The sequence below is a fragment of the Myroides sp. LJL116 genome (assembly GCF_054871685.1).
In genome coordinates this window covers 264,780-279,113 of the sequence record NZ_JBTXLR010000002.1, presented here as the reverse complement: position 1 = coordinate 279,113, position 14,334 = coordinate 264,780, and the positions used below count along the sequence as shown (strand labels likewise).

The 14,334-nt window shown below is 33.2% G+C and carries 11 protein-coding genes; 6 read left to right on the top strand and 5 right to left on the bottom strand.

The annotated features are described in order from the left end of the window. Positions 1 to 284: 284 nt before the first annotated feature. From ACYSNM_RS03370 to dnaG, 4 genes are all read left to right on the top strand, one after another. On the top strand, positions 285 to 1,889 hold the full coding sequence (locus ACYSNM_RS03370; protein ID WP_461754954.1) for a fumarate hydratase: 1,605 nt from the start codon (positions 285 to 287) through the stop codon (positions 1,887 to 1,889). A 158-nt stretch (positions 1,890 to 2,047) separates the two neighbouring features. Then, positions 2,048 to 3,088: a dual-specificity RNA methyltransferase RlmN gene (rlmN, locus tag ACYSNM_RS03365; RefSeq protein ID WP_461755605.1), complete on the top strand. Its 1,041-nt coding sequence runs from the start codon at positions 2,048 to 2,050 to the stop codon at positions 3,086 to 3,088. A gap of 112 nt (positions 3,089 to 3,200) precedes the next feature. Then, complete coding sequence (locus ACYSNM_RS03360; protein WP_461755604.1) at positions 3,201 to 4,181, top strand: polyprenyl synthetase family protein; 981 nt, start codon at positions 3,201 to 3,203, stop codon at positions 4,179 to 4,181. 57 nt (positions 4,182 to 4,238) lie between these two features. Beyond that, a complete protein-coding gene (gene dnaG / locus ACYSNM_RS03355; RefSeq protein ID WP_461755603.1) occupies positions 4,239 to 6,230 on the top strand; it encodes a DNA primase in 1,992 nt (663 codons plus the stop codon). A 44-nt stretch (positions 6,231 to 6,274) separates the two neighbouring features. Here dnaG and nadE read toward each other — a convergent pair whose 3' ends face one another. Next, complete coding sequence (gene nadE / locus ACYSNM_RS03350; RefSeq protein ID WP_461755602.1) at positions 6,275 to 7,078, bottom strand: NAD(+) synthase; 804 nt, start codon at positions 7,076 to 7,078, stop codon at positions 6,275 to 6,277. Between the two features lie 63 nt (positions 7,079 to 7,141). Between nadE and gldB the strand changes: the two genes are divergently transcribed. Together gldB and gldC are read left to right on the top strand one after the other, a co-directional pair. Continuing rightward, positions 7,142 to 8,143 (top strand): gliding motility lipoprotein GldB, encoded by a 1,002-nt coding sequence (gene gldB, locus ACYSNM_RS03345; RefSeq protein ID WP_461755601.1) that lies wholly within the window; start codon positions 7,142 to 7,144, stop codon positions 8,141 to 8,143. Continuing rightward, the gene (gene gldC / locus ACYSNM_RS03340; protein ID WP_461754438.1) at positions 8,143 to 8,481 is read left to right on the top strand and encodes a gliding motility protein GldC; all 339 of its coding nucleotides are present in this window, start codon (positions 8,143 to 8,145) and stop codon (positions 8,479 to 8,481) included. Before gldB ends, gldC begins: the two co-directional genes overlap by 1 nt. A gap of 129 nt (positions 8,482 to 8,610) precedes the next feature. On the opposite strand, the gene ACYSNM_RS03335 is transcribed toward gldC, so the two are convergent. From ACYSNM_RS03335 to ACYSNM_RS03320, 4 genes are all read right to left on the bottom strand, one after another. After that, positions 8,611 to 9,591, bottom strand: a complete 981-nt coding sequence (locus ACYSNM_RS03335) for a LuxE/PaaK family acyltransferase (RefSeq protein ID WP_461755600.1) — start codon at positions 9,589 to 9,591, stop codon at positions 8,611 to 8,613. 79 nt (positions 9,592 to 9,670) lie between these two features. Further along, on the bottom strand, positions 9,671 to 10,021 hold the full coding sequence (locus tag ACYSNM_RS03330; RefSeq protein ID WP_461755599.1) for a T9SS type A sorting domain-containing protein: 351 nt from the start codon (positions 10,019 to 10,021) through the stop codon (positions 9,671 to 9,673). Positions 10,022 to 10,128: 107 nt separating this feature from the next. Beyond that, entirely contained in the window at positions 10,129 to 11,283 is a 1,155-nt protein-coding gene (locus tag ACYSNM_RS03325) for a hypothetical protein (RefSeq protein WP_461754441.1), read from the bottom strand. Between the two features lie 225 nt (positions 11,284 to 11,508). After that, a complete protein-coding gene (locus tag ACYSNM_RS03320) occupies positions 11,509 to 14,256 on the bottom strand; it encodes a TonB-dependent receptor (RefSeq protein ID WP_461755598.1) in 2,748 nt (915 codons plus the stop codon). Positions 14,257 to 14,334: the final 78 nt, after the last annotated feature.

The following is a 14,334-nucleotide window of genomic DNA, read 5'->3' as shown; positions in this document are numbered from 1 at the left end:
ACAAAAAAACTGAAAATATATTTTTCCAATGTCTGAGCTTCGCATATTTAGAAAAATACCGAAAATCACACAGAAGTAAAATGCAAAAAAATAGGGCTGTCTCTTTTTCTTTAGAGACAGCCCCTTTTTTGTTTTTAAGGCATATTTTATTTTGTCTTTAGATAGGGTATGTAGTTAAAGATGCGTACTGCCAAGTGCTTGTTTTTGCTTATTTGGAAGCGTTCTTCTATTTATTCTAAGGTATATTTACTAACTTTACTGCTATTAATGTAAAGTAGAAAAGCATGGATTTCATTTATCAAGATCCGTATCCCATTTCAAAGGACGATACTAAGTATAAGAAAATTTCATCCGATTTTGTAAAGGTTGAAAAATTAGGAGACCGCGAAATTTTAGTAGTTGATCCTAAAGGAATCGAATTAATAGCTGAAGTTGCAATGACAGATGTTTCTTTTATGTTAAGAACATCTCATTTAGAGAAGCTTAGAGGGATTATTGATGATCCTGAAGCTACTGGGAATGATCGTTTTGTTGCATATAATTTACTACAAAATGCGGTGGTTTCCATCGATGGAGAATTACCTTCTTGTCAAGATACAGGAACAGCTATTGTTGTTGGTAAAAAAGGTGAGAACGTTTTCACTGGAGCCAACGATGCAGAATGCTTATCCAAGGGAATTTTTAATGTCTTTCAGAAAAAGAATTTAAGATATTCTCAAATAGTGCCAATTAGTATGTTTGAAGAGAAAAACTCTGGTTCAAACTTACCGGCTCAAATTGATATTTACGCTGGACAAGGATCAGCATATGAATTTTTGTTTTTAGCTAAAGGAGGAGGTTCCGCTAATAAAACTTTCCTTTATCAAAAAACGAAATCCCTGTTAAATGAAAAGAATTTAACGGAATTCATCAAAGATAAAATTAAAGATTTAGGGACTTCGGCATGTCCTCCATATCACTTAGCTCTAGTTATTGGTGGTACTTCTGCTGAGGCAAATTTAGCTGCAGTTAAGAAGGCATCAGCTGGTTATTATGATAACTTACCTACATCTGGAAACATGGGAGGTCAAGCATTCCGTGACCTAGAGTGGGAGAAAAAATTACAGTTAATTTGTCAAGAGTCTCAAATTGGAGCACAATTTGGAGGAAAGTACTTTACCCATGATGTACGTGTAATACGCCTTCCTCGTCACGCGGCTTCTTGCCCTGTTGGACTTGGTGTATCTTGTTCTGCAGATAGAAATATTAAAGCAAAAATTACAGCAGAAGGATTATTTGTAGAGCAACTTGAAACTAATCCAGCTCGTTTGTTACCTGAAACAGCACCTCATTTAGAAAAGCCAGTGGAAATTGATCTTGATCAACCAATGGAGCAAATTTTAAAAGAGTTAAGCAAGCATCCAATCAAAACACGTTTAGTGTTAAATGGTACTGTTATTGTTGCTAGAGATACAGCTCATGCTAAGATCCAAGAAATGTTAGATAACGGTGAGCCAATGCCTGATTACTTTATCAATCACCCTGTATATTATGCTGGGCCTGCTAAAACGCCAGAAGGTATGCCTTCAGGAAGTTTTGGACCAACAACAGCAGGTAGAATGGATCCATATGTAGGGCCATTCCAAAGTCAAAAAGGAAGTATGGTTATGTTAGCAAAAGGTAACCGCTCTAAAGAAGTAACCGCTGCCTGTAAAGAATTTGGAGGTTTTTACCTAGGTTCTATCGGTGGACCTGCTGCTATTTTAGCCAAGGATAACATATTAAGTGTTGAGGTAGTAGATTTCCCTGAATTAGGAATGGAAGCAGTAAGAAAAATTAGAGTGAAAGATTTCCCAGCTTTTATCATCACCGATGATAAAGGGAATGATTTCTTTGCTGATTTAGAATAATATATCCCTATTTAAAAAGAGCCAATCCAGAAAAAGGATTGGCTTTTTTTATACCATTTTAGCCTATAATTAGGCTGTTTTATAGGATAATAAGCAAAAACCTATTAAGGTCTTATTAAAAATACTTTGTATTCCAACAAATCATTTAACTTTGCACTATGCAAACGGAGAAAAAAGATATTAGAAGCCTGAGCAAAGAGCAATTAAGAGAGTTCTTTGTATCTCAACAAGATAAAGCCTTTAGAGGTAATCAAGTATATGAATGGTTATGGACCAAAGGTGCCCATAGCTTTGAGGATATGAGTAATTTATCCAAAGAAACTCGTTTGATGCTTCAAGAGAATTTTGTGATAAATCACATTGAAGTGGATAATATGCAAGTTAGTAGTGACGGTACAGTTAAAAATGCGGTTAAACTTCATGATGGTTTAATTGTAGAGTCTGTTTTAATTCCTACTAAAACTAGAACAACTGCATGTGTTTCTTCTCAAGTAGGTTGTAGCTTAGATTGTGAATTCTGTGCTACTGCTCGTTTAAAACGTATGCGAAACTTAAATCCAGATGAGATTTATGACCAAGTTTTAACTATTGATAGACAAAGTAGAGAAAATCATAATATACCATTATCCAATATTGTTTTTATGGGTATGGGAGAGCCTTTAATGAACTATAATAACGTACAAAAGGCAATCGAGAAAATCACCTCTAGTGAAGGACTAGCTATGAGTCCAAAGCGAATTACAGTTTCCACTTCAGGTCTTCCTAAAATGATTAAGAAGTTAGCAGACGATCAAGTGAAATTCAAGTTAGCTGTTTCTTTGCACTCTGCTATTGAAGAAACTAGAAATAAGATCATGCCTTTCACTAAGAACTTCCCTTTAACAGATCTAAGAGAGTCATTAGAATACTGGTATAGCAAAACAAAGAGTCGTGTGACATTTGAGTATGTAATTTGGAAGGATATTAACGATGATCAGAAAAGTATTGACGCTTTAGTGAAGTTTTGTAAATATGTTCCTTCTAAAGTTAACCTTATTGAATACAACCCTATCGATGATGGTGAGTTTCAACAAGCAAGTGAAAGTGCTACACAAGCCTATATAGATGCTCTTGAGGCAAACAATATCACTGTAGTGGTTAGAAGAAGTAGAGGGAAAGATATTGATGCAGCATGTGGTCAATTAGCAAATAAATCGTAAATGTTTGTTTGCTAAAAGATAACAGATAGGAATTAGTAGCTTAAAGGTGGTTTATACAATTAAAAAACGTATTTTTAAGCAAAACCTATCCATAAATAGTCAATTATAAGTAATGAGTATAGTACAAGAAATACAAAGCCCTATTTTACAGGAGATGGAGCTCTTTGAGAGTAAGTTTCATAAATCAATGTCTAGTAAAGTAGCATTACTTAATCGAATCACCTACTATATTGTTAATCGAAAAGGAAAACAAATGCGACCAATGTTTGTTTTCTTAGTTGCAAAAATGGTTAATCAAGGCCAGGTGAATGAACGCACCTATAGAGGTGCATCGGTTATAGAATTAATTCATACAGCAACCTTAGTTCATGATGATGTTGTGGATGATAGTAATGAGCGTAGAGGTTTCTTTTCATTGAATGCCTTATGGAAAAATAAGATAGCTGTTTTAGTAGGAGATTATCTATTATCAAAAGGATTACTTCTTTCTATTGATAATGATGATTTTGATTTGCTTAAAATTATCTCAGTGGCAGTTCGTGAAATGAGTGAAGGAGAGCTCTTACAAATTGAAAAAGCTAGACGATTAGATATTACTGAAGATGTATATTTCGAAATAATAAGACAAAAGACAGCTACTTTAATAGCTGCATGTTGCTCTATAGGGGCAGCATCTGTTTGTCAGGATCAACCCGAATTAATTGAAAAGATGCGTTTGTTTGGAGAGACCATAGGAATGGCTTTTCAAATAAAAGATGATTTGTTTGATTATACGGACGGTCCTATTGGCAAGCCTACTGGTATTGATATTAAGGAAAAGAAAATGACTTTACCTTTGATTTATACTTTAAATAAGTGTGAGCCTAAGCAAAGAAAATGGCTTATTAATTCCATAAAAAATCACAATAATGACAAAAGGCGAGTGAAGGAAGTGATCGCTTTTGTAAAAGAACAAGGAGGTTTAGATTATGCCACACAGGTAATGATTGAGTACCAAAAACGCGCTTTAGCTATTTTAGATCAGTTTGAGGATTCCGTTTATAAGGAATCTTTGAGTAGAATGGTTAATTATGTGATTGAACGTAAAAAATAAGTACGTAGGATAACTTAGCTTTATTTATTTAATAAAGCTTTTTTAATTTTGTAGTATATGATTTCCAAAGCAACCATTGATGCTGTATTTGATGCAGCAAGAGTAGAGGAGGTAATAGGTGATTTTGTTACTTTAAAAAAGGCCGGTAGTAATTTTACGGGATTAAGCCCCTTTGTTAACGAGAAAACACCTTCATTTATGGTCTCTCCAGTCAAACAGATTTGGAAAGACTTTAGTTCAGGAAAAGGAGGGAATGTCATTAGCTTTTTAATGGAACATGAACATTTTTCCTATCCGGAAGCTATTAGATACTTAGCAAAAAAATATAATATTGAAGTAGAAGAAACCCAACAAAGTGAACAGGACAAACAACAGACCAATGAAATGGAAAGTATGTTTGTTGTTAGTGAATATGCTAAGAAATATTTTCAAGAGACCCTTACCAATTCAGAACAAGGTAAAGCTATTGGACTTAGTTATTTTAAAGAAAGAGGGTTTACAGATAAGACAATCCAAGAGTTTGGGCTAGGATATTGTTTAGATAGTTGGGATGCATTTACTACACAAGCATTAGCCAAGGGGTATTCTTTAGAATACCTTCAAAAAACAGGATTAACTATTGTTAAGGAGGATAGTGGTAGGAAGTTTGACCGTTTTAAAGGCCGTGTAATGTTTCCTATTACAAGTATGAGTGGACGTGTTTTAGGATTTGGTGCGAGGATTTTAACCAATGATAAAAAGTCAGCTAAATATTTGAACTCTCCCGAGAGTGACATTTACCACAAAAGTAAAGTGCTCTATGGAATCTCCCAAGCAAAGTCACAAATCGCTAAACAGGATAACTGTTATATTGTAGAGGGGTATACCGATGTAATTCAAATGCATCAAAGTGGTATTACCAACGTTGTAGCTTCTTCCGGTACGGCATTAACTCCTGATCAAATACGTCTTGTAAGTAGACTTTCCAAGAATATTACCATGCTATTTGATGGGGATCAAGCTGGAATTAGAGCCTCTATGCGAGGTGTAGACTTAATTTTAGAAGCTGGAATGAATGTTAGGGTTTGTCCTTTGCCGGCTAATGAAGATCCAGACAGCTTTGCAAAAAAGCATACAAAAGAGCAATTAGAAAGATATTTTGAAGAGAATTCTACCGACTTTATAAGGTATAAAGCTAATGTTTTAATGGAACAGGTTAAAGATGATCCAATTAAAAAAGCTGACCTTATACGGGATATGGTTCTTAGTATATCTAAAATTCCAGATGCTATTCAAAGGGAAATCTATGTACAAGAATGTGCACGTATTATGGATATCTCTGAGGATGTTTTATTTAGTTCCTTAGCTCAACAATCTAAAAAAGAACTAAGAGAGGAAAATAGAAAATTTCAAGAAAATAAGTCTAATCTACAAGTTGTACATAAAAACCAAGCACAAAAAGAGTCTCAAAGAGACCCATTATACTTATTGGAAAGGAAGATCATTGAGATTTTACTACTTTATGGTAACACAACTGCAGTCTTCACCGAGTTAGTTTATCAAACTAACCAAGATAATGAGATTGAACAGGTAGAGCAAAAGATAGAGCAAAAAGTATACGAACGAATTTTCTTATCCTTACAGGAAGATGAAATTTCTTTTACGAATGATTTGTTTAAGGTAATATATAAAGAGATTATCCAGAGTTTTATGCAAGACAACTGGGACTTACAAGAGTTTTTAGTTAAGCTATCTCCGGAATTATCTGCTGAGGTTACCAGTATTATCATGGAAGATGAAAAGGAAGTTTTACATAACTGGGAGAGTCAAAATATTTTTGTAAAGAAAAAGACCGATGGTATAGAGCAATACGTTAGCGAAACAATATTAACTCTAAGAATGTATTTGGTTAATAATATTATTAGTAAATACAGAGAGAAGTTAAAAGAATCGGATCAAAAAAGAAGTGAAGAAATGCTTGGAGTAATCATGGATTATACCAGTTTAATGAATACATTTTCTCTTCGATTAGGACAGGTGATTTCCCGCTTTAAATCCCTGGATAAATAAAATAAAATAAGGTCTTGACTATTAAGAGTTCAAGACCTTATTTTTTATATTAAGTCTTTCGGTATAACACAAATAGGAATAGGGTTTACCTTATGTTGATTGATGGTATGTAGGCGAGTAAAAATATCAAAAACTTCTTTTTCTCTACCACTAAAATCCTCGGAGGATTTTCCTTGTTCAAAAGCAATCATTGCTTTTTCTAATTCGGGGTAACTAGCTCCTAGCTGGTCCTCATCACTTCTATCATCTCCAAACAAGCCATCGGTTGGCTTGGCGTTAATAATATTGGTACTAACCCCTAAATATACTCCTAATGCTGTAACTTGTGACTTCATTAAATCAGCAATTGGACTTATATCTACTCCACCATCTCCGTATTTTGTAAAAAATCCTACTCCGAAATCTTCAATTTTATTACCTGTACCTACAACTAGGCAGTGATGGATACCAGCAATATAATATAGGGTAGTCATTCTTAACCTTGCTCTTGTATTGGCTAAAGAAAGCTGCTCTAAGCTTTGATTATCGCTTGATGGTAAAACCTGTGTAAGGGTTTGAAAACTTTGGGTAAGATCCGTAGTTATACTAGTAACATTAGTGAAATTATCTTTTAACCATTGAATATGTTCTTTTGCTCTGTCTACCTGACTTTTTTGTTGATAGATAGGCATCTCTACACAAATCACAGGTAAGTTAGTTTTGGCACAAAGGGTAGAAACTACTGTAGAGTCAATTCCTCCTGAAATACCTAACACAAAGCCCTTTACTTTAGATTGCTTTGCATAGTCTTTTAACCAAGTGACAATATGCTCTGAGACTTGTTTTGCTTTAAAATTTTTAAGTAGCATTGGGTTTTATATTATGTGACTAATAGGACTATCTTTATATCTTTGTAACATCTAAAATGTAAAATGATGATGGATATATTTTTCAAATTTACTAAAATATCAAGAGTTTGTGCCCTAGTAGTTTTAATTTTCTTAGTTAGCTGTAATTCAAAACAAAGTGAGTTAGATAAACAAATCTCCCAAATACCTATTACAAGTGAAATTATACGCTTTGATCAGATTTTTATAGGTACCCCAGATGATAGTTTATTTAGTGTTAAACAAAGGTTTCCTTACTTATTTAATGCTTCTATAGAGGATTCTTTTTGGCTTGCTAAAAAGAAAGATACTTTATTTATAGAGTTGAATGAGGAAGTTGATAAAAAATTCTCTAGCCAAAGCCTACAGGATCTAAATAAGGAGTTAATCGCCTTTTTTCAACACGTGAAATATTATTTTCCTTCACAAAGTAGTAATAAAAAGGTGATAACTTTAATAAGTGAAGTGGATGTGCAAACAAAGGCTATTTATGCCGATAGTTTAGTTTTTCTTTCTTTAGATACTTACTTAGGTCAAGATCATAGATTTTACAAAGGATTCTCTCACTATTTGAGAAGTGACTTTAATGATGATCAGATACTAGCGGATTTAAGTAAAAATTTTGTACAACAAAATATAAGCGCACCAAGAGATCGTGTTTACGTTTCTCAAATGGTTTTCTATGGGAAGGTATTATATGCTCAGAAAACTTTACTGCCTAAAGTTCCGGATAATATATTGATGGGATATTCCAAAGAGCAATTACAGTGGTGTCAGGAAAACCAAGAATCAATGTGGCGCTATTTTATGGAAAATGATTATTTGTTTTCTACTGACATAAAGTTAATCCAACGATTTATAGAACCTGCTCCATTTTCGAAGTTTTATCTTGAAATTGATGAACAAGCACCAGGAAAAATAGGGGCTTGGTTAGGATGGCAAATTGTAGATTCGTATATGCGAAATAATAATGTAACTTTGCAAGAACTTCTTGATACAAACGCAGAAGAAATTTTTCAAAAATCAAAATATAAACCTAAGAAATAATGAGTAAGAATTACGTTTCTGATATTAATATTAGAGTAGAATTAGACGAAAATAGAGTTCCTGAAAAAATTCTTTGGAATGCAAAAGATGGAGGAGTAGAAGCAGCTCGCTCAAAGGCGATGTTACTTTCTGTTTGGGATGATAAGGTACAAGAGACTTTACGAATTGACCTTTGGACAAAAGATATGCCTGTGGATGAAATGAAAAAATTCTTTCACCAAACATTAGTGGCAATGGCAGATACTTATGAGAAGTCTACTCAAGATAAAAAAATGGCCGATACAATGCGCGATTTCTGTGACTATTTTGCAGAGAAGACAGAGTTGTTAAATAAATAATATATTCTCCATTGCTTTAAGAAGTATAGAGAGAAATGTATTTTTTAAGATGTATAAAAAAAAGGTAAACTATTAAGGCATATGCCCCATATAGTTTACCTTTTTTTGTTGTTATTAAAACAATACTTATTACTGAATCATTAGGTTACAACCTCTAATATCTGAATTGTCAAAACGCCCTAAGATTTCAAAAGTACCGTCTTCGTATTTTTTTCCTAAATCTTGTGTTGCTATAAAGCTACAAGAATTAATATTAGCTAGGTCAATCACATTAACCCCACCTGTTTTTCCTGGTGGCATATAATTAAAAGCATCCTGAGTATCTCTAATTAATATTTCCATCCAAGGAGGGGTATCGAAAATACCATCTCCTAGAGAATAACCTTGGGATAGTAATTCGGTCATACCGTATTCGCTATGTATTTTATTCACACCAAATCCTTGTGCTAAAATCTGATGTAATTCAGGACGTATCATTTCTTTTCTCTTTCCTTTCATACCTCCAGTTTCCATGATAATGGTGTTCTTTAATTCAAAACCTTGAAGCTCGATTAAGTCCAATAAAGCATATGTAACTCCAATTAGAAGAACATTTTTCCCTTGCTTATCTAATTCGATTATTTTCTGGGCTAATTCCTTGTAATTATCTAAATAAAAGCCACTATCTTCACTTTTGGATTCTTCAATTAAATCTTGTACCATATAGATTAAAGAAGAGCCTTGTCTTTGTAAATAAGAAGGTAAAAGAGCCAATACTACATAATCTTCTATGTTACCATAAAAGTAAGAGAAAGCGCTTCTAAAGCTTTCTACATAGAAGTCAAGGTCTGTTACATGGTGCTTACTTGTAATTGCCCCAGTTGTCCCACTACTAGTAAAGGTTTCTTGAATAGGCTCTTTACTACTAAGAACTTCTTTGCTTTTAAAAAACTCTATAGGTAGAAAAGGGATATCTAGTAATGTTTTTACTTTAAGGGGTGTTCTATCTAAGAGATCACAAAATTGTTTATATACTGGGTTATTCTCATACTGATAGCGATATACTTTCATTGCTATCTTATGGAATTCTTTTTTTGTCTGTATTTGGGTTATTTCTGATGGTGTAAACACAAGCGTAAAATTTTTACAAAAGTATAAATAAAAATAGCATCAAAAATTGATGCTATTAAGTAAAGTATAGTATTGATTATTATTTAACTATTATTTTTCGAGTAGCTGTTGCATTATCTTCTCTTACTTTCATAATATAGATGCCAGCATTTACACTATATGGTAAAACTAGTTCTTTACTATGTAAAGTTACGGACAGCATTTTCTTTCCAACAATATTATATAACTCCACTTCTTTAGGAGCATTTTTAGTAGATTCTATATAAATCGTACTATTAATCATTGTCGGATTAGGATAAATAGATAACCCCTCAATACTTTGAGTAGAGTGGTTCGCCTGATTTGGTTGAAGGCCTTGTTGTGCCATAATACTACTGCTTCCAAGCATTGCTAGGAGCAATAAAAAAGAATAGATGTAGTTTTTTGCCATGGCTATCGTATTTATACAATAAAAGTACAAAAAAAAATCTATATATAAAAGAATTAAGTTTTGCCCTTTTGAGACAAAACTTAAAAATTAACATATTTTATGAATATTTAGTCACTAAGACCAACTGTCCATCCCTTAGCCCACTCTGGAATTTTTGCACCAGCACCAGCACCTTGGTTATTTCCTTCTACTAAAATATTGTTGTTAGTAACATCTTGAGCATTATTATCTAAAATGGTATATTTTTTCTCTACTTGATCAAATTGCACATTTTTAACTTGTAAACCTTTACCAATATGATCTATTGTAGCATCGTTTTCTACAAGTATTCCAACTTGGAAGTTTTTTAAGTAGATATTCTCAATATTGGCTTTAGTACCTACTCTTAAATGTAAAGCAGTTCTTGGCTTACCATCTACAGGAGCCTCTGGTGAACCAATTAAAGTAATATTTTTGATTGTAGGAGAGGATACCGGTGAGGCGTTATGGTCTTTACTATTATTGTCTGCTTCAAAACCTTTATCAGCAACTCCTTTTTGTATTGAGAACCAGTTCTCATTGGTACCATTCCATCCTTCTGTCCAGTCAAATTGGTCATCATCATTATTTGTAGATACTAAGTATTTAGTATTAACTGTTCCACCAAACCATTCAAATCCATCATCTGATCCTTCATGAGTTTGAACATATTCTATGGTAGTACCGTTTCCAACTCCAAACATACTTAAGCCATTGAATTCTTTTTCTGCATTGTAGTTAGCTCCTGCATATTCAATACGTAGATACTTTACTACTCCTGAATTATCATCTATTATATCTCCACCATAAGTTAAGTCAGATACTTCAGCTATTGCTGTTTTTCCTTTATTAATTGGAGCTTTTCCACAGATTACTAAGCCTCCCCAACTACCTCTTTTCTGGATATCTGCTGTAAGTATAATAGGGTTTGTTTTAGTTCCTTCTGCATATATTTTTGCTCCTTGGCCAATTGCGATATAAGAAGATGTTCCTCCTGTTCCAATGATTTTTGTTCCTGCTGGAATTCTTAAAACAGAACCATCTTGCATTTCCAATTTCTCTGAAAGTTGATAAACAATAGATGCATCTAATTCTAATACATCTCCTTTTTTATAGGTTCCTCCTAATTTGTTTTCAGGCTTTTTGTTATCATCTTCATAATTACTATCGTCTGTACTTGAGCAACTTGCGAATATTGCTCCAATTAGTCCTAATGTTACTACTGATCTAAAGATTTTTTTCATCGTGTTGTTATTTGGTTTATCGTTATACAAATATGCCTTTTGTTTTAGCAAAAGGCGTTAAGGTATTGTCAATGAATTATTAAGAATATCAGTGGGATATAATCTCTTTTGTTAATTAGAGGTTAAGTAGGTTCTTTTGCTCTGTACCAAAAAGAAAATGCCTCAAAGAGCATTTGGCTTTTTGAGGCATTCATACATAGGTAAGTATATTTTTATAACAGTAGTTTAAAACTTATAACTTAAACTCAGGCTAATATTCTGTCCTAATTTATAAGATTGTACTAGTAGATCTTTAGTCAGATTTTCTTGCTTTCTTTGAATTTTAGGATCTAATAAGTTTTTAGCGCTTAATCCAATAGCAAAGTGTTTATTCCACTGGTATTTAGCATTAAAATCTAGTACTCCAAAAGCTTTATCTACTAAGTTACCACTTCCTTCTGTTCCTATACTTTGTAATTTGTCAGAGAAATGCGCATAAGAAAGAGTTGCTAAAAAACTTGATTCTTCCCATTGCTTTGTATAAGTAACATCTGCATTAAGTAATAAGTCAGAAGCTCCGGTAAAGGCTGAACTTTTGTGGGTAAATAAAGTGTTGATGTAGCGATTTTCTCTATTTACTTTTTCATTATCTAATTTTTGGTAAGTCTTCATAATAGAAGCATTTAATCCAGCAGATAATTTATTGGTTTGTACATCGCTAAAGTGGATAATATCTTTTTTAATTTCTATCTCTGCACCATAAGCTACTCCATAATCTCCAGTATTAGCATAAGTGATATCATTGGAAGAGGATGCCATTACAATTTCGTTTATTGGATTCTTAATGTATTTTCCAAAAGCAGTAATAGCAAACACTTCGTCATTTTTAGGGAAAAACTCCCACTTTAAATCTAAGTTATAGTCATCTGAAGCATAAACATCAGGGTTTCCTACCTTTATCTCTGTTACGTCTTCATAAATAAATCTAGCTCTTTCCTTGAACTGAGGAAGCGTATAGGTCTTGGACATAGCAAGACGTAGGTTTTGTAAATCCGTTAAAGCGTATTTTAAATGAAGTGCTGGTAAAACGGCATTTTTATCTAATTTATCGCTTGTAGTTTTACTATCTAGTTGGGTTTGCCAAGTTACTTTTTGGCTGATAGTTTCAAATCGAACTCCTAAAACACCTGTTAATCGAGGACTTAGTTGGTATTGAAGATTAACAAAACCTGCTTGAATATCTAGCTTACCTTCATAAGTTTGTGGTTTAAGAGCATTTGGTGTTGTTGAACCACCTCTAAAGGTATATATATCAAAATAACCTTGGGAAAAGTTAGCTTGATTAAAAAATGCATCTAAGTTATTTGGGTCTATATTGTTATTGTAGGCATTATTGATTCCAAAAACATATTGTGTAGCTTGGAACTTTCTATCTTTTGTTCTTCCGTTATAACCAAGAGTTAATTTAGCTTTATAGTTCTGATCGTCATCTAAAGCAAATTTATAATCTACCGCTAAAGATGCAGCATATTCTCTTTCGGATAAATTTTCAAAGTATCTATTATTGTTTGAACGTGCATTGGTTGCAAATACATATTGTTCTTTACCAATTACCTGGTTTAGCATATATTGTTGACGATCTGGTGTTCGAGAAGAAACATCATTTGCAGAAGCTCCCCAGTTTACTTGAATTTGATCCGTAATAGTATGAGAACCTAAAAGCTGATTTACAAAAAGACGATTTTGTTTGTATTGTTGTCTTTGGATTAGAGTTTCACTCTCTTGTCTATCAGGAGTAACATCTACTATATACCCGTTATAAAGGTCATTTTTTTCTTGAGAGTCATTAATAAATAGGAAATTATATTTAATGGAGTTATTAGGATTATAATCAAAGTCAGCATTAAACATTGCAGTGGTATTTGTGCTATATTGGTAAGATTGTAAGTTTAAATCCTTTGTGAATATATCCTGGGCTTGAGCTGTTCTACTAACCCCTTGTCTATATTTATAATCATTAGAAAAAGATGCGGTTGCAAAAAGGTTTAATGTACTTTGTCCAAAGTAGAAGGTTTTCCCAGTATTTAGACCTAAGGAAGCTCCTATTGGATCTTGTGATTTTGTTTGTGTAGAATGGGTAAACTTATAAGAGGATAAAGCATTTTTTGGCATGTTGTTATTAGAAAACCCAAAATAATCTCTTCCAGATAAAACCTTAAAAGGAGTATGACCAGTTGCGTTGGTATTAATGTTGGATCCCATAGATACTTGTAGGTATGGAGCAGCATTGTGTTTTTTAGAGTTTATATCTATATTTCCTCCGGCAAAATCTCCATAAGAAGATACATTGTAGGTTTTATCTATTGATATATATTCAATGATATCGGTATTAAAGATACTTAAGTTGATGTTTTTCTTTTCTGGATCATCTGAGGAAAGAGGCATAGCATTATAATAGGTGCTATTATATCTATCTCCTAATCCTCTTACAAAGATAGTTCCACTGCCTTCTTGTTTAGAAACACCTGTTGTTTTAACTACAGCACCTGCCGCATCACTAACCCCTTTTTTTGCTAATTCTTGAGAGCCAATATGCTGTTGTATTTGTGCCGATCTTTGTTGATCTAACAATAAAGTAGATTCATTAGCTCTAGATCGAGTTGCTATTAAAACCACATCTTCCAACTGAGTAGAATCATCTAAGAGTTCCATATCGATTGTAATGGTTTTTTCAGGTTCCACTTGGATTGTTTTCTGTTCTGAATTGTATCCCACATATTGGAAAGTTAAGTCATAATTTCCAGGGGATAAGTCAAAACTATAGTTACCATCTATATCTGTGGTAAAGCCTTGATTAGTCTGTTGTACTATAACAGAGGCGAAGGCTAAAGGTTCTTGATTCTGATAATCTTTAAGAGTACCTTTTACGTTTCCGTTTTGTGCAATGGAAGTAATGCAGGCTAAAAAAGTACCGATTGCAAATTGTAATTTCATAAGTTCAGTGTTGTAATTCTTTTGCAAATAACACTGCATTTGTTGGACTTTAGGTTAAGTGAATTTTAAGATTAATAG